The sequence below is a fragment of the Aeromonas sp. FDAARGOS 1419 genome, from assembly GCF_019047045.1.
Lineage (GTDB): Bacteria > Pseudomonadota > Gammaproteobacteria > Enterobacterales > Aeromonadaceae > Aeromonas > Aeromonas veronii.
Genome location: NZ_CP077209.1, coordinates 2,710,329 through 2,725,586 on the forward strand (window position 1 = coordinate 2,710,329; position 15,258 = coordinate 2,725,586).

Annotated in this window: 15 protein-coding genes; 11 read left to right on the forward strand and 4 right to left on the reverse strand. The window is 58.3% G+C overall.

What is annotated here, in order from left to right; all coding sequences use genetic code 11:
- Nucleotides 1–71: 71 nt before the first annotated feature.
- Nucleotides 72–1,199 carry an outer membrane protein assembly factor BamC gene (bamC, locus tag I6L49_RS12135; protein WP_005349235.1) on the reverse strand — a complete coding sequence of 376 codons (1,128 nt, stop codon included), beginning with the start codon at nucleotides 1,197–1,199 and terminating at the stop codon, nucleotides 72–74.
- Complete coding sequence (gene dapA, locus I6L49_RS12140) at nucleotides 1,192–2,079, reverse strand: 4-hydroxy-tetrahydrodipicolinate synthase (protein ID WP_005349232.1); 888 nt, start codon at nucleotides 2,077–2,079, stop codon at nucleotides 1,192–1,194. Before dapA ends, bamC begins: the two co-directional genes overlap by 8 nt.
- 205 nt (nucleotides 2,080–2,284) lie before the next feature.
- On the opposite strand from dapA, the gene I6L49_RS12145 reads away from it, so the two are divergent.
- The 3 genes from I6L49_RS12145 to I6L49_RS12155 all read left to right on the forward strand — a co-directional run bounded on the left by I6L49_RS12145 (nucleotide 2,285) and on the right by I6L49_RS12155 (nucleotide 3,971).
- The gene (locus tag I6L49_RS12145) at nucleotides 2,285–2,818 is read left to right on the forward strand and encodes a glycine cleavage system protein R (protein ID WP_216949630.1); all 534 of its coding nucleotides are present in this window, start codon (nucleotides 2,285–2,287) and stop codon (nucleotides 2,816–2,818) included.
- A gap of 24 nt (nucleotides 2,819–2,842) precedes the next feature.
- The gene (gene bcp / locus I6L49_RS12150) at nucleotides 2,843–3,307 is read left to right on the forward strand and encodes a thioredoxin-dependent thiol peroxidase (protein ID WP_216949631.1); all 465 of its coding nucleotides are present in this window, start codon (nucleotides 2,843–2,845) and stop codon (nucleotides 3,305–3,307) included.
- 163 nt (nucleotides 3,308–3,470) lie between these two features.
- Entirely contained in the window at nucleotides 3,471–3,971 is a 501-nt protein-coding gene (locus tag I6L49_RS12155; protein ID WP_005341125.1) for a YfbU family protein, read from the forward strand.
- 58 nt (nucleotides 3,972–4,029) lie between these two features.
- Here the strand turns inward: I6L49_RS12155 and yfbV are convergent, their stop codons facing one another.
- A complete protein-coding gene (yfbV, locus tag I6L49_RS12160) occupies nucleotides 4,030–4,470 on the reverse strand; it encodes a terminus macrodomain insulation protein YfbV (RefSeq protein ID WP_005339116.1) in 441 nt (146 codons plus the stop codon).
- 304 nt (nucleotides 4,471–4,774) lie between these two features.
- On the opposite strand from yfbV, the gene I6L49_RS12165 reads away from it, so the two are divergent.
- From I6L49_RS12165 to I6L49_RS12185, 5 genes are all read left to right on the forward strand, one after another.
- Nucleotides 4,775–5,977: an acetate kinase gene (locus I6L49_RS12165; RefSeq protein WP_005349210.1), complete on the forward strand. Its 1,203-nt coding sequence runs from the start codon at nucleotides 4,775–4,777 to the stop codon at nucleotides 5,975–5,977.
- Nucleotides 5,978–6,031: 54 nt separating this feature from the next.
- Nucleotides 6,032–8,212 carry a phosphate acetyltransferase gene (gene pta / locus I6L49_RS12170; RefSeq protein ID WP_005339119.1) on the forward strand — a complete coding sequence of 727 codons (2,181 nt, stop codon included), beginning with the start codon at nucleotides 6,032–6,034 and terminating at the stop codon, nucleotides 8,210–8,212.
- Nucleotides 8,213–8,589: 377 nt separating this feature from the next.
- Nucleotides 8,590–8,910 carry a ComEA family DNA-binding protein gene (locus tag I6L49_RS12175; RefSeq protein WP_111900685.1) on the forward strand — a complete coding sequence of 107 codons (321 nt, stop codon included), beginning with the start codon at nucleotides 8,590–8,592 and terminating at the stop codon, nucleotides 8,908–8,910.
- A 95-nt stretch (nucleotides 8,911–9,005) separates the two neighbouring features.
- Nucleotides 9,006–9,917, forward strand: a complete 912-nt coding sequence (gene galU / locus I6L49_RS12180; RefSeq protein ID WP_139405564.1) for a UTP--glucose-1-phosphate uridylyltransferase GalU — start codon at nucleotides 9,006–9,008, stop codon at nucleotides 9,915–9,917.
- A 213-nt stretch (nucleotides 9,918–10,130) separates the two neighbouring features.
- The gene (locus tag I6L49_RS12185) at nucleotides 10,131–11,528 is read left to right on the forward strand and encodes a peptide MFS transporter (protein WP_040065012.1); all 1,398 of its coding nucleotides are present in this window, start codon (nucleotides 10,131–10,133) and stop codon (nucleotides 11,526–11,528) included.
- A gap of 74 nt (nucleotides 11,529–11,602) precedes the next feature.
- Here I6L49_RS12185 and I6L49_RS12190 read toward each other — a convergent pair whose 3' ends face one another.
- Entirely contained in the window at nucleotides 11,603–12,574 is a 972-nt protein-coding gene (locus tag I6L49_RS12190; RefSeq protein ID WP_204484104.1) for a response regulator, read from the reverse strand.
- Nucleotides 12,575–12,814: 240 nt separating this feature from the next.
- Between I6L49_RS12190 and I6L49_RS12195 the strand changes: the two genes are divergently transcribed.
- The 3 genes from I6L49_RS12195 to I6L49_RS12205 all read left to right on the forward strand — a co-directional run bounded on the left by I6L49_RS12195 (nucleotide 12,815) and on the right by I6L49_RS12205 (nucleotide 15,208).
- Nucleotides 12,815–13,513 (forward strand): DnaT-like ssDNA-binding domain-containing protein, encoded by a 699-nt coding sequence (locus I6L49_RS12195; protein ID WP_005349201.1) that lies wholly within the window; start codon nucleotides 12,815–12,817, stop codon nucleotides 13,511–13,513.
- 71 nt (nucleotides 13,514–13,584) lie between these two features.
- Nucleotides 13,585–14,439, forward strand: coding sequence for a DnaA/Hda family protein (locus tag I6L49_RS12200; protein WP_005341142.1), 855 nt, complete (start codon nucleotides 13,585–13,587; stop codon nucleotides 14,437–14,439).
- A gap of 133 nt (nucleotides 14,440–14,572) precedes the next feature.
- Nucleotides 14,573–15,208, forward strand: a complete 636-nt coding sequence (locus I6L49_RS12205; protein ID WP_216949632.1) for an SDR family oxidoreductase — start codon at nucleotides 14,573–14,575, stop codon at nucleotides 15,206–15,208.
- The last annotated feature ends 50 nt before the right edge of the window (nucleotides 15,209–15,258 follow it).

The window sequence follows — 15,258 nt, forward strand, 5'->3', positions numbered from 1 at the left end:
GAAAACCGCTCGGAATCCCCGCGTTTTCAGGGGGATTTTGATAACAAAACAGGGGCACAAGGCCCCTGAATTTATTCTGCTTTTGCTGCTGCCTGATCGGCCAGCCCCTTGGCAAACGCCTCGGACAGGCTGATATACATCTGGGAGATAACCCCGGACGATACCGGCTTCTTGTCCTTGTCGAACAGGGTGATGGAGGTCTTGCCTCCCGCCATTTCGCCAAGCTGGAAGCGGTATTTCTCCTCCTCCAGTTTGAACGGCTCGCTCCCTTTCGCCTTCCAGAACTCGGCGCCCGGCTCTTCGTATTCAACGTCGATCCAGCCCAGTGACTGCTGGGTATCCTTGATGGTGAAACCGTAAGCGGGCAGTACCTGGTTGAGGCGACGCCACACCTGATCAAAGGAGCCTTCAGCAATCCAGGCGCTCAGCTCGTTGTTGTCCAGACCCAGTTGCAGACCCATGCCATCGTTGGACTTGTGCTGCTCGCGGGCTTTCAGCTGGCTGTCGTAATAGAGCGAGAACTGGTTCAGCACTCGCGCGGCATAGCGCTGGGCATCGGCAGGGGTCAGCTTGTTGCTGGTCTCGCCGTCGATAGTCTCTTCGTGATCCAGTACACGGACCGACATGTTGACGGCGTGGCGCTGGGCGTCGTTGCGTACGGTGAACTGGTAACGCTGACGGATTTTGAAGTCTTCGTCATCTTCACCCCAGCCATCGAGTGCGACAGTGTTGTCAAACCAGCCGGTCTGCAATACGCCATCCTGCTGATCCAGCTTCTCGGTGGTGACCTTGTATTTGGCCAGGAAGTTCATCAGGAACGACCAGGTATCGCGCTCCACGCTCTGGCTGGTGCTCAGGGCATAGAAGGCAACGGTCGGTTCGGTTGCGCTCTGCACGACCTGACTGCCCGGTACCACGGTCAGCAGTTGAGCGGGTGGGCGCACATCAACCTGGGCGCCGAGGGCACCTTCACGGCTGCTTTCGGGAAGCGGCGGGATGTCGTACTGGCTGTTGAAGGTGGGGGCACTCAATCCTGCGGGGATCAAGAACGCGCGGCCCTCGAGGCGGGCATCTTCGTAACCGAAGTCGCGGTTGGCCATTTTGCGATCCTGGGGGGTACTGCAACCGGCCAAGACGGCCACAGTCGCAACACTCAGCACCAGACGGGCTCTATTTCCCTTTCCATTAGATTTAAACACTCGCCATCAACTCCGCTGTGGTCAGTGCTCGCGCCATCAGCTGCTCGCCCTCGGGGGTGAGGTCAACCAGCGGCAGGCGCAAGGTGGCTGTTGCAATCAACCCCAGTTGGGCACAGGCCCATTTCACCGGGGTGGGGCTCGGTTCGCAGAACAGAGTCTTGTGCAACGGCATCAAGAGATTGTTGATGTCATGCGCCTGCCCGGCATCACCGGCCAGCGCAGCACGACACATGTCGGCCATCTGGGCCGCTGCAATATTGGTGGTGACCGAAATCACGCCATCGCCACCTTGCAGCATAAAATCACAACCAGTGGCATCGTCGCCACTGTAGAGAGCAAACTCCGGCCCGCACAGCTCGCGCAGCAGCGGGGTGCGGCTCAAATCGCCGGTTGCCTCTTTCAAACCGATAATGCCGGGAACCTTGGCCAGACGGGCCACTGTCTCCGGTTTGAGATCGCAACAGGTGCGACCGGGCACATTATAAAGAATTTGGGGCAGACCACTAGCCTCGGCGATCGCACAATAGTGGCGATAGAGACCTTCCTGAGTGGGCTTGTTGTAGTAAGGAGTCACCGAGAGACCCGCCACCACGCCGGTTTTGGCCAGTCGCTTTGCCAATTCAATGGCATGGGCAGTATTGTTGGAGCCGCAACCGGCGATGACGGGAATGCGTCCGGCGGCATACTCAACGGTCTTTTCAACGACGGCGATATGCTCCTGCTCGCTCAGGGTCACCGATTCCCCTGTGGTACCCACCGCAACAATGGCGCTGGTCCCGGCGCTGACATGATAGTCGACCAGCTTGGCCAGACTGGCCCAATCGACTTCACCTGAAGCCAGCATGGGGGTAACGAGCGCAACAATACTACCGCGTAACATGGACTTTTCTCCCGATTTTCAGGGGCGTAATGGTAAAGCTGACCCCTTTGAAAAACAAGGGAGAGAGGGGGCAAGCCGTGATACCATCCGGAACAAAAAGTAATGGACGAAAGTCGGCAGCGTCCCTCAGGGAGTGGTCATCAGGGCCGGAGGGTTGGCTTGCCAGCGCGGCTTTCGCAACGAAATAACGGACGAGAGAAGATTTATGACTCACTACCTGGTCGTAACGGCCATCGGCACGGACAGGCCTGGCATCGTCAATGAAGTGACCCGCCACGTCAGTGGCTGTGGTTGCAACATTGTGGACAGCCGCCTTGGCATCTTCGGCAATGAATTTACCTTTATCATGCTACTCTCGGGCGACTGGAACAGCATGATGCAACTCGAAATCAGCCTGCCCCTGCGTAGCCAGGAGTGGGATCTCATCACCATGATGAAACGCACCGAACGTCACCAGTCCCTGCAGTATGACGTCCGCGCCAGTGCCGACCTGTTGATCCGCGACGAGCCCGGCATCGTAAGCCAGTGCACCCAGTTCTTCAGCGAACATGGCTGGAACATTCAGGCGATGCAATCCATGACCCTGGAGCAGCAGCCGTTCAACCTGCTGAAGATCAGTTTTCAGCTCAATCTGGCCAGAGAGGGTGAAGTGGAAGGTTCGCAAACCGCCTTCGCCGAATTCTGTCGTCAACTGGGTGCCGAATCGTTCGAGTTTACCGTCAATCGCAAACACGCCTGAGGGCGTTTTACCCGAGGAGACACCATGCAACCACTACAAGCTGGCAGCCCCGCCCCCGATTTCTCCCTGCCCGACCAGAATGGCAATCAGGTCAGCCTCGCTGGCCTGCGCGGCAAGAAGGTGCTGGTCTATTTCTACCCCAAGGCGATGACCCCCGGCTGCACTACCCAGGCCTGCAGCCTGCGCGATGTGAACGCCGAGTTGGCCGCCCTCAATGTGGTGGTGCTTGGCATCAGCCCGGATCCGGCCAAACGGCTGAAAAAGTTCGAAGAGCTGGACCAGCTCAACTTCACCCTGCTGGCCGATGAAGACCACGCCGTCGCCGATGCCTTTGGCGTCTGGGGCCCGAAGAAGTTCATGGGCAAGGAATATGACGGCATTCACCGTCAGAGCTTCCTGATCGATGAAGAGGGCAAGATTGCCCACCACTTCGACAAGTTCAAAACCAGCGATCATCATCAGGTGGTACTGGATTTCCTCAAGGGGTAATCCCCCCCTGCGTTATTGAAAGGCCTGCCATGCAGGCCTTTTTCGTCTGCTCAGCCGCCCCTTGCCAGCGGATTTTTCTCACCAACTCCCCCGCCCAGATCAAAAAATTCATTTTATATATGGGTTAACGTGGCCCCAGAATCATCTTCCAGCGAGATATCCCATGAACATGAGCAACACTGAGCGTTTGATCCTGAGCAACCAGTACGAAATTCTGGCGAAACTCAATCCAGAGAAAGCGGACGTCTACCAGCGCGCCAGCACCATCATCGAGCGCGGCTACTGCCTGCAGATCCTCGAGCTGGAGAAGAGCTTCGGCCATCTGGATCTGGCGACCTGCCAGGAGGTGATCGATACCCTGGAGCTGCACCACGCGCTGGCCATCTCATGGGGTAATCTGGATGCAGCCGATCAGGGCGAGATCAACGCCAGCCGGCTGGAGTTCAACGGCTACAGCCGCAGCCAGGAGCGGGAGCTGGCCGACTATGTCTGCTTCCTGCTGGAAGTGGACAAGCGCTTCCCCGAGCTCAAGTGCCCGTGCGACGAGCTCTCCAGCGACATCGCCATGCGCGATAAATACCAGCGGATGCTGCAGGTGTGGCGCCAGTGTCCACGTCAGTACAAGCTCTCCATTCAGGAGATCCGCAAAGTGCTGGCTGCCTGATGGCAGGTCACCAGACAACAAAAAGGCGCCACTGGCGCCTTTTTGTATCTGAAACGGGTTATTCGTAGAGAAAGGATTTATCGAGCTGCTGGAAGGCGGCCTTGAGGGTATCGGCCAGCTCTTCATAGCGCGGCTGAGAGACCAGCTGGCGGCGTCCACCCTGCTCGTTCATCTTGCCGTTGATCTCCCGATACCAGCTCGCCAGCGACGGGGGCAAACGGGTATCGGCACGCTGGCCGAGCCAGTAGTAACCCTGCAGCGGCAAACTGAGCAGAAACAGCACGGAGGTGATGACGGAAGGCCAGTAGTGCAGCTCGCCAAACTGGAACTGCAGCATCACGCTCAGCACCGCCAGCGCGGGGATCACCTTGAGGGCGAACTCAGTCGCCTTGATCACCCGATTTTCAGGAAACATCGAATTGAGCTCGGGACGGCGCGGCCAAAGCGTCATATAATGGCGGCCTTGCTGTAACTTAGTTCCAAAAATGTTCATGCTCATACTACCTCCGAGCGCTTTTTGAACGTACTAACGGCAAAACCTCGACAAAATTTGATGCAAAGTAACAAAGGTTGAGGATGACTTTGTTATTTTTCAACAATCGGGTTATCCTTTGTACGCCCATTTTTGCGTCAAAAGCTTCTTGCTATTGACCTGTCAGGGACGTCTGGATTTCGGGTCTTGTATCACTATACAAGGGGCAAGCAACAGATTGCCAACCCTCATAAGGATAAGTTGAAAGTTTTTGGCCGCACCGCGTCCAACGCATCCGCCTACACAACCCAATCTGCGATAGGATTTATTCATGAGTAAGCTGGTTCTTGTTCTTAACTGTGGCAGCTCTTCCCTGAAGTTTGCCGTCATTGACGCAACCACCGGTGATGACCTGCTGTCCGGCCTGGCCGAGTGCTTCAACCTCGACGACGCCCGCATCAAGTGGAAACTGAATGGCGAGAAAGGCAGTGCCGATCTGGGCGCGGGTGCCGCTCACCAGGAAGCGCTGGACTTCATCGTCAACAAGATCCTGCCGCTCAATCCGGAACTGTCCAAGAACCTGATCGCCATCGGTCACCGTGTTGTTCACGGTGGCGAGCGCTTCACCTCTTCCGTTGTCATCTGCGAAGACGTGATTGCCGGCATCGAAGCTGCTGTTCCGTACGCACCGCTGCACAACCCGGCTCACCTGATCGGTATCCGTGAAGCTCGCCGCGTATTCCCGGCGCTGGCAGACAAGAACGTGGCCGTATTCGATACCGCGTTCCACCAGACCATGCCGGAAGAAGCCTTCCTGTACGCCCTGCCGTACAAGCTCTACAAAGAGAACGGCATCCGTCGCTACGGCGCTCACGGCACCAGCCACTACTACATCAGCCTGGAGGCTGCCAAGCAGCTGAACAAGCCGGTTGAAGAGCTGAACATCATCAACTGCCACCTGGGCAACGGCGGTTCCGTCTGCGCCATCAAGAACGGCAAATCTGTTGATACCTCCATGGGTCTGACCCCGCTGGAAGGCCTGGTGATGGGTACCCGCTCCGGCGATCTGGACCCGGCCATCATCTTCTTCCTGCACGACAAGCTGGGCATGAGCGTGGCTGACATCAACACCATGCTGACCAAAGAGTCCGGCCTGCAGGGTCTGACCGAAGTGACCTCCGACTGCCGTTTTGTTGAAGACAACTACGACAGCAAAGAAGAAGCCAAGCGTGCTATGGACGTTTACTGCTATCGCCTGGCCAAGTACATCGGCGCCTACGCTGCCGCCATGGACGGTCGTCTGGACGCCGTTGTTTTCACCGGTGGTATCGGTGAAAACTCCGCCCCGATCCGTGAAATCACCCTGAACAAGCTGGGTCTGCTTGGCTTTGACGTCGATCACGACGCCAACCTGAAGGCTCGTTTCGGCAAGGGTGGCGAAATCACCAAGGCTGGTTCTACCAAGGCCCTGGTTATTCCGACCAACGAAGAGTGGGTTATCGCCCACGACGCGCTGGAACTGGTCGGCGCTTAATTGACGCAGTAACTCGAGGCCGCCCACAGGGCGGCCTTTTCCTGATCCCAAAAAATGAACAAGGGGTATAAAGTGGCACGCACTATTATGCTTATCCCGGTCGGCACTGGTGTCGGCGTAACTTCCGTGAGTCTGGGCGTTGTTCGCGCCATGGAGCGTCACGGTGTCAATGTCAGCTTCTTCAAACCGGTTGCCCAGCCGCGTCCGGGTGAAACCGGTGCCGAGCGCTCAACCGCCGTTATCCGCGCTGCTGCCAACATCAACCCGCCCGAGCCGTTCACCCTCTCCTACGCCGAGAACATGATCAGCTCCAGCAACACCGACATCCTGCTGGAAGAGATCGTTGCCCGCTTCGAAGAGCACGTGAAATCCAGTGGTGCCGAAGTGCTGGTTGTCGAAGGTATGGTGCCGACCGACAAGCAGCCCTTTGCCAACAAGCTGAACTACGACGTCGCTAAAGCTCTGGATGCCGACATGGTATTCGTGACCCATCCGGGCCATGACTCCAGCCAGAAGCTGAAAGAGCGCATCGAACTGGCTTGCTCCAACTTCGGTGGTGTCAACAACCCCCGTATCGTTGGCTGCGTGATCAACAAGGTTGGCGCGCCGGTTGACGAGCATGGCGTAACCCGCCCTGACCTGACCGAGATGTTCGAAGCCCATCACCACGCTTCCGACGCGGCTCACAACCTGGAAGTGCTGCAAGTGTTTGGCAAGAGCCCGCTGCGCATCCTGGGTTGCATCCCCTGGAACACCCAGCTGATCGCCCCGCGCGCCAAGGATCTCGCCAAGCATCTGGCCGCCAAGATCCTGCACAAGGGTGAGCTGGACAGCCGCCGTTTGCAGACCGTGACCTTCTGCGCCCGCTCCATCCACAACATGGTCGAGCACTTCCGTCCGGGCAGCCTGCTGGTGACCTCCGGCGACCGCTCTGACGTCATCGTCTCTGCCTGCCTCTCCGCCATGAACGGCGTCAAGCTGGGCGCCCTGCTGCTGACCGGTAACTATCATCCGGAGCCGCAGGTAATGGCGCTGTGCCAACAGGCCATGGCCACCGGCCTGCCGATCATGATGACCGGTACCAACACCTGGCAGACCGCCGTCAGCCTGCAGAACTTCAACGTCGACATTCCGGAAGATGACCGCGAGCGTATCGAGCTGGTACAGGACTACGTCGCTGGCCACATCGACAAGCACTGGATCGAGTCACTGACTGTCAGCTCTACCCGTTCCCGTCGCCTGAGCCCGCCGGCGTTCCGTTATCAGCTGACCGAGCTGGCCCGTCAGGCCAACAAGCGTGTCGTGCTGCCGGAAGGCGACGAGCCGCGCACCATCAAGGCTGCCGCCATCTGTGCCGAGCGTGGCATAGCCCGTCCGGTGCTGCTGGGTAACCCGGAAGAGATCCGTCGCGTTGCCGAGCAGCAGGGTGTAGTTCTGACCGATCGCGTCGAGATCATCGATCCGGCCGTTGTGCGCGAGCGCTATGTGCCGCGTCTGGTCGAGCTGCGCAAGAACAAGGGCATGACCGAAGTGGTTGCCCGCGAGCAGCTGGAAGACAACGTGGTACTGGGTACCATGATGCTGGAACGCAACGAAGTTGACGGCCTGGTATCCGGCGCGGTGCACACCACTGCCAACACCATCCGTCCGCCGATGCAGATCATCAAGACCGCTCCGGGCTCTTCCCTGATCTCCTCCATCTTCTTCATGCTGCTGCCTGACCAGGTGCTGGTCTACGGTGACTGCGCGATCAACCCGGATCCGACTGCCGAGCAGCTGGCCGAGATCGCCATCCAGTCCGCTGACTCCGCTGCCGCTTTCGGCATCGAGCCGCGCGTCGCCATGATCTCCTACTCCACCGGTACCTCTGGCGCCGGTGCCGATGTAGAGAAAGTGCGTGAAGCGACCGAGCTGGCCAAGGCCAAGCGCCCCGACCTCATCATCGACGGCCCCCTGCAGTACGACGCGGCCATCATGGAGAACGTGGCCAAGTCCAAGGCACCGAACTCACCGGTTGCCGGTAAAGCCACCGTGTTCGTGTTCCCGGATCTGAACACAGGTAACACCACCTACAAGGCGGTGCAGCGTTCCGCTGACCTGGTCTCCATCGGCCCGATGCTGCAAGGCATGCGCAAGCCGGTCAACGACCTCTCCCGTGGTGCCCTGGTTGACGACATCGTCTACACCATCGCCCTGACCGGTATCCAGGCTGCCCAGGCTGACGAACAAGCTTAATCAGCTCTAGCCTGAAAAAACCGATCACAAAGGCTGCTCACCCCAGGTGAGCAGCCTTTTTTCTTAGTTCTCTTTTGAAGACCAGTGAAACATGCCATCAGCGCAGTGTTGCACAGAATAATGCCATGTGATGTGCCAGAAATGTCTCGAGCGTAGCGCCGCGGGAAAGCGTGCCTGCCACCTTAAAGATGTATCTAAAATAGATTCAAGATCATAAGGTTGGATATATGAGGGCATTCATAGCTAAGCGCTTATAGCAAATTTTTCGCCATCGGCATGAGGATTTGACCTGTTAGAAATAACAGTGAAAAAGACCCGTTCGATACGCTATTCATCAATGTGCCACTCGGCAATATCCACATCATGGAGGAATGGAAATGCTGATGAAGAAGCTCTCTGCTGTCATGCTGCTGGCCTGCTTGCCCCTGTTCAGCCAACCTGTGCTGGCCGTAGATAAGGCAGCGCCCAAGCAAACAACCACGACCGCGGTTGCCAAGGAGTCCGGCAAGCTGAATATCAATACCGCCACCCTTGCCGAACTCACCAGCCTGAAAGGGATTGGCGACAAGAAGGCACAAGCCATCGTCGACTATCGGGAAAAACAGGGAAAGTTCACCTCGGTCGATCAGCTGGCAGATGTCAATGGCATTGGCCCGGCCACGCTGGAAGCCAACAGGGACATGATAATAGTCAAATAAAGTCGAATGGATCAGTTGCAAATGGGGCAGCCTGTGGCTGCCCCATTTTTCTTGGGGTATGATTGCCGCACTTTAATCCCGCTGGATAGTTTTCCATGAAAAAGACTCCTCTTGTTGTTCGTAAGGCCGTGCTCCCGGTAGCCGGTCTGGGTACCCGTATGCTGCCAGCCACCAAGGCCATCCCGAAAGAGATGTTGCCGGTGGTCGACAAACCACTGATCCAGTACGTAGTGCGCGAAGCCATCGCCGCCGGTATCAAAGAGATCGTGCTGGTCACCCACTCGAGCAAGAACTCCATCGAAAACCACTTCGACAAGAGTTTCGAATTGGAAGCGACCCTCGAGAAGCGAGTCAAGCGTCAGCTGCTGGAAGAGGTGCAACAGATCTGCCCGAAAGACGTCACCATCATGCACGTCCGTCAGGGGGAGGCCAAAGGTCTGGGCCACGCGGTGTTGTGTGCCCGTCCGCTGATCGGTGACAACCCCTTCGCCGTGCTGCTGCCGGATGTGCTGATCGACGACGTTGCCAGCAACCCCAAGCAGGACAACTTGGCCGAGATGGTGCACATGTACGAAGAGAACCAGATCAGCCAGATCATGGTGGAAGCGGTTCCCGAGAGCGAAGTGGACAAGTACGGCATCGCCGACATCAAGGGCGAGGCCCTGAGCGAGGGTATGTCCCTGCCGATGCAGGCCATTGTCGAGAAGCCGCCCCGTGACGAAGCCCCCTCCAATCTGGCGGTGGTGGGTCGTTACGTCCTCTCCTCCAATATCTGGCCGCTGCTGGAGAAGACCCCGGCCGGTGCCGGTGACGAGATCCAGCTGACTGACGCCATCGCCATGCTGATGGAGCAGGAGCAGGTCAACGCCTACTTCATGAAGGGCAAGAGCCACGATTGCGGCAGCAAGCTGGGCTACATGAAAGCCAATGTGGAATATGGTGTGCGCCATCACGAGCTGAATGGTGAATTCATCGGCTGGCTGAAGCAGTTCGTCAAGCAGTTGTAATCGCTGATAAATCTGTTTTTTATAGACGTATTCAAGGGGCATCAAATGATGCTCCTTTTTCATTTTTGCAACAAAAAATCAATCAAGAGTAAATAAACTCTCAGCAAATCATAATGTTGTAATTTATTCACACATGCTCTATAAGGATTGAGGCGTGTTTCTCGCCCTTGCATAAAAAACTCAAAAAAATATAAGACACAGGTGGAAGTTCCAATGAATAACCCGTCAAAAGGGACCTTTTTAGGTCACCCTAAAGGGCTTTTTTTGCTCTTTAGTACCGAACTGTGGGAGAGATTCTCCTATTACGGCATGCGTGCCGTGCTGGTGCTCTATCTGACCGACCTGACTGCCAACGGCGGTCTGGGCTGGAGTCAGGCAGATGCCCTCAAACTCTACGGTATCTATACCGGCCTGGTTTATATCACTCCGCTGATCGGCGGCTGGCTGGCTGACACCTTCTTGGGTCAACGTCGTGCCATCCTGATCGGTGCCGTGCTGATGGCCGCAGGTCAGTTCACTCTGGCACTGCCCCACGCCATGTTCCCGGATATGGTCAACACCATGTTCTACGCGGGCCTCGCGTTGCTGATCGTGGGTAACGGCCTGTTCAAACCGAACATCTCCACCATGGTGGGTGACCTCTATGAAGAGGGCGATCACCGCCGTGATGGTGCTTTCACCATCTTCTACATGGGTATCAACCTGGGCTCCCTGCTGGCAGGCGTGATCTGTGGTGCTGCTGCCACCGCCTACGGCTGGCAAGCCGCCTTCGTCGGCGCCGGTATCGGTATGCTGCTCTCTCTGGTAATCCAGGCCACCATGGCCCAGCGTTTCCTAGGTGACATCGGTCGCGTCACTGCCGCCCAGCGCGCAGCCGCCCTGCGTACTACCGAGCAGAAAGCACCGCTGACCAAGCAGGAAGTGGATCGCATCAAGGTTATTCTGGTACTGGGTCTGTTCACCATCATCTTCTGGGCCGGTTTCGAGCAGGCCGGTGGTCTGATGAACCTCTACACCCAGGAGTATACCGACCGCATGATCGGCAGCTTCGAAGTGCCGACCGCCTGGTTCCAGTCCCTGAACCCCTTCTTCATTATCACCCTGGCACCGGTCGTTGCGGCCATCTGGATCAAGCTCGGCAAGAAAGAGCCGAACTCTCCGGTGAAATTCGCCATGGGTCTGCTGTTCCTGGCTATCGGCTTCCTGTTCATGGTCGGTGCCGTGCTGCAGCAGGGTGGTGACAACACCGTCAAGACCTCCATGTTCTGGCTGGTAGGTGCTTACCTGTTCCACACCCTGGGCGAGCTCTGCCTCTCCCCGATCGGCCTCTCCATGGTGACCAAACTGGCTCCGCTGCGTCTGGCTTCCCTGATGATGGGTGCCTGGTTTGGCTTCGTTGCCCTGGCCAACTACGCTGCGGGCTTTATCGGCTCCTTCGTAGGTGAAGCCGGTCCGATCGCCATCTTCGGTGGCATCGCCCTGGCTGCGATACTGAGCGCCCTGATCCTGCTGACCATGGCCAACCGCCTGGTTTACTGGATGCACGGTGCCGAAGGCCCGGCCAAAGAGCCGCAAGCGCAAGAGAAGAAACTGCAATCCGCCACCGTCTAAACGGTCAGGATTGTAAACAACAAACAGGGCGCCCATCGGCGCCCTGTTTGTTTTGGCCTGTTTATCAGGCGGCATCAGTGATGACGAACCTGCACATCCAGTGAGCCGCCGCTGTCGCTGCGAAACTGCAGGGCGAACGGTTCATGCCAGCTACGTTTGTGCAGGGCGTAGTGGCTACTGCGCATCAGGCCAAGGGGCAAGCCACCGGAGCGCATCAGCCAGTGGGGAGAGGTGAGCCCTGCGTTGGCAAACACCAGTCCATCATGCTGATCAAACAGCAGCGCCGCCATGGCAAAAGAGTGGCGAAGCCCGGACGCCATCAACTGATGGTTGAGGTAGTCGAGCAACCGGTGCGGCTGGCTCAGCAACCGGCTCTCGTTCTGCTGAAACTGGCGGTAGGGGACATTCATCAAGGATCGCACCAGCGCACCACAAAATGCCGCATCCGTCCCCATGATCGGCAGCTCCATCACCAGCACCAGCAGCTTGTCTTCCACCTTGAAGGTATCGGGAATAAACAGCTGCCCCAGCCCCTTGAACGTGACCTGCCAGGGGCCCCACTCCTGCAAGCCCGGCGGCTTGAGCCCCGCCAGCAGACGGCTGGCCGCCTTGTCGTGGGCACTGAAATAGTCGATGTGATCCATCAGCTCCAGTTGCTGCGCCCGGCTGGCGCTGCCGTTGAGACACTGTTCGATGCTGCGCTCGACCAGCGCGTAATCCTCGAGGGGTTTGAGCAGATAGTCCCGCGCACCGGCACGCAAGGCGCTGGCGACTGCCTCCATGGTGCTCTGGGCCGAAATAACGATAACCGGAATATGGGGATAGCGCGCAGAGAGGCAGGCGATCACCTCGTGGCCATCCATATTGGGCATATTGAGATCGCAGAGCACCACATCGGGATGGTAGAGGGCCGCCGCCGATAGCCCCTCAATACCATCTTCGGCCTGAAAGACCGTTGCCCCGTCCCGTGCGAGGTAACTCACTAACGAGTGGCGAAAAACGGCCTCGTCCTCCACCACCAGGATCCGTAGCCCGGCTTTTGACATCTTGATAAAGCTCTTATTAGTCAATTGGTTATTTAGGTATTAAGACTAGCTCAAAAGTACGGTCAGCGCGGAAACCCTGCGTCAAAAGTAGACCTCGATCATACGATGGCATCAAGAGAATCCTATCTGCCCGCGCAGCTCTATTCGCTCGGGTGGCCCCACGACTACGACCGCCATCCGAATTGTGCAAGTGGGCGCCATAAGGGATAATGCCCCCCACTCCAGCTCGTGAAGAAGACCATGACCCCAGCCGAATACAGCGCCCTTGCCCACCCAAGATTGTCCCATCCGGCTCGCAGTCTCTATACCCTGCAGCTGCGCCGACTGGTGCTGGAAAATCAGGCTGCCCGGCTCAACTATCCCGAGCTGGGTCGGGCGCTGGCAGTGGTCGATCCGGGAGATCCCTGCGGCTTTTCGTTTCAGGTCAATGCCCGCCAGCTCACCGAGCTGTTCGATGAACTGATGGAGGCGGGCCTGCTGCAGGTCGAGGCTCAGCCCGAGAGTGAGCACTACCATCAGTGCCCATTTCAGCTGCCGCTGCTTACCCAGAAATTGCGCAGCCCGCTGCCGGAACGCCCCTTCCAGATGCATCTGCAATGGCGACCGGACGAGGAGCTGCCCGCCCTCGCCCGCCTGTGCGGGGTGATCGATGCCAGTTACAGCGAAGAGGATCTGGGGGAGTTTATCGCCTACTGGCTCGGGCGCCCCGAGGTGTTCGACTCCCAGCATCAATGGATGCTCAAGTTCATTCGTGCCCTCAAGACCCGCCGCTATACCCGTCGCAAACCGATGGAGGTGCAGGGCTACCAGCAGGTGACGCCGGCCCCGGCAGAGTCGGGCCCCAGCAAACGGGCCCAACAGATGATTGAAGAGGCCAAGCGACTGGCCCAACAGCAGACGCAAGAACCCGCAGCGCAGCAGGAGCCGGATAATGATTGATAGCGGCCCCCGCCTGCAGGCAGAATCAACCCCTTGTCTACCCATCCCTGATCGAGCAGAAGGAGCATTCCATGACTGACCCGCAAGATCCCCTGCGCCAGGAGCTGGAAGAGATCGAAGCCAAGCGCCAGAAGATCGCCAAGGCCAAGCAGGATCACCGTATTCACGACCCGGAATTGAGCCGCCATGTGGGTGGCCTTCTGGAGCGCATTCGTCGCCTGCAACAAGAGACCGGTGGCGGCCAGTATGACTACGAGACCCTGCGCAAGGAGTATGACGCCAAGGCCAACGCCGAGGTGCGCGAGCTGCAGAAGGCAGCCCGTCAGGAGCGGATCCAGAAGCTGATCGCCCAGGCCGACCTCAACCCCGACTGGGTATTTGACAAGATGGATGCCGGTGACCCGGCGCTGCAATATCCCATCGAGACCGCCCGTTACTTTATCAGCGGTTTCGAGCACTGGGAGAAGAGCGGTGGCGGCTGCATGCTGATCTACGGCGACTACGGCACCGGCAAGTCGACCCTGGCGGGGGCGGTTGCGCATGAGCTGATCGCCCGTCACCAGAAATCGGTGATCTTCCAGCAGTGGGCCTCCATCGTCGATCGGCTGTTCTTCAACGTAATCCCCGATCAGGACGAGCGCAACCAGTACCGCCGCGCGCTGGAAGAAGTGGATCTGCTGATCATCGATGAGGTATCGGCCAACCGCGCCAAAATGGCGGAGAGTCAGTCAAGCTTCCTCGGCCACCTGCTGCGCCGTCGTCGCAACCTGTCAAAGAGCGTCATCATCATCACCAACCACACGCCCCAGACCCTGCATCAGGCGATCGGTGATTTCAGCTATGAGGCGATCAAGGCGTTCAATCCGGTGGATATCCACCTGAGTGGCCCAAGCCGTCGCCCCAGCATCGGCAACTACAACGGCTGATGCCTCTCAAAGAGTGCGAGTCGCTGGCGGCTCGCACTCTCTCCTCCCTGCCAGCTCACAAATAGAAACAACTCTCATTTACAGCAGGCGAACAAGCCACTAGGCTAGCCCCTTTTGCCATGGGAGCTCAGCTATGCCAACCACACTGATTTTCGGAGCCAGCCGCGGGCTGGGCCGCGCCTTTACTCATCATGCCCTGAACCAGGGTCACCGGGTCGTTGCGCTGGTGCGCTGCCCCGAGATGGCCATGGAACTGAGTGCGCTGGGAGTCGAGGTGATCGAAGGGGATGCGCTGGATCCGGCTGCGGTGCAGCAGGCATGTGCCCGTGCGGGACAAGATGCTCAGGTCGTCTCTACCCTCGGCAGCTTTCGCCAAACAGTGCCAGTGGACTATCAGGGCAACCGCCATGTAATCGATGCCATGGAGCAGGCTGGCCTGAAACGGCTGCTGCTGGTCACCTCCCTCGGCTGTGGCGACAGCTGGCAATATTTGCCGCAGCGGGCCCGCGCCGCCTTCGGTCATGAAGTGCGTCTCAAGAGTCTGGCGGAGAGCTGGCTGCAGACCAGCGCCCTCGCATGGACCATTCTGCGCCCGGCGGGCCTTCAGGATGGCGACGCCACCGGCCGCGCCGAGCTGAGTCAGGGCAAGGAGGTACACGGACTGGTACGCCGCGCCGATGTGGCCGCCCAGGGGCTGCGCCTGCTGGCGGATGAGACGGCAGTGGAGCAGATCTACGCCATCGGGGATCCCACGCTCCAGCGTGGCTAAAGCAGCAGTAAAACCGCTTAACCCCACCACATAACAAAACGGTCAGCCCA

Bases quoted from the DNA above. Each gene is read 5' to 3' on its own strand.
- dapA (WP_005349232.1), bottom strand. From the start codon at position 2,079: ATGTTACGCGGTAGTATTGTTGCGCTCGTTACCCCCATGCTGGCTTCA.
- I6L49_RS12145 (WP_216949630.1), top strand. From the start codon at position 2,285: ATGACTCACTACCTGGTCGTAACGGCCATCGGCACGGACAGGCCTGGC.
- bcp (WP_216949631.1), top strand. From the start codon at position 2,843: ATGCAACCACTACAAGCTGGCAGCCCCGCCCCCGATTTCTCCCTGCCC.
- I6L49_RS12155 (WP_005341125.1), top strand. From the start codon at position 3,471: ATGAACATGAGCAACACTGAGCGTTTGATCCTGAGCAACCAGTACGAA.
- yfbV (WP_005339116.1), bottom strand. From the start codon at position 4,470: ATGAGCATGAACATTTTTGGAACTAAGTTACAGCAAGGCCGCCATTAT.
- I6L49_RS12165 (WP_005349210.1), top strand. From the start codon at position 4,775: ATGAGTAAGCTGGTTCTTGTTCTTAACTGTGGCAGCTCTTCCCTGAAG.
- pta (WP_005339119.1), top strand. From the start codon at position 6,032: ATGAACAAGGGGTATAAAGTGGCACGCACTATTATGCTTATCCCGGTC.
- I6L49_RS12175 (WP_111900685.1), top strand. From the start codon at position 8,590: ATGCTGATGAAGAAGCTCTCTGCTGTCATGCTGCTGGCCTGCTTGCCC.
- galU (WP_139405564.1), top strand. From the start codon at position 9,006: ATGAAAAAGACTCCTCTTGTTGTTCGTAAGGCCGTGCTCCCGGTAGCC.
- I6L49_RS12185 (WP_040065012.1), top strand. From the start codon at position 10,131: ATGAATAACCCGTCAAAAGGGACCTTTTTAGGTCACCCTAAAGGGCTT.
- I6L49_RS12190 (WP_204484104.1), bottom strand. From the start codon at position 12,574: ATGTCAAAAGCCGGGCTACGGATCCTGGTGGTGGAGGACGAGGCCGTT.
- I6L49_RS12195 (WP_005349201.1), top strand. From the start codon at position 12,815: ATGACCCCAGCCGAATACAGCGCCCTTGCCCACCCAAGATTGTCCCAT.
- I6L49_RS12200 (WP_005341142.1), top strand. From the start codon at position 13,585: ATGACTGACCCGCAAGATCCCCTGCGCCAGGAGCTGGAAGAGATCGAA.
- I6L49_RS12205 (WP_216949632.1), top strand. From the start codon at position 14,573: ATGCCAACCACACTGATTTTCGGAGCCAGCCGCGGGCTGGGCCGCGCC.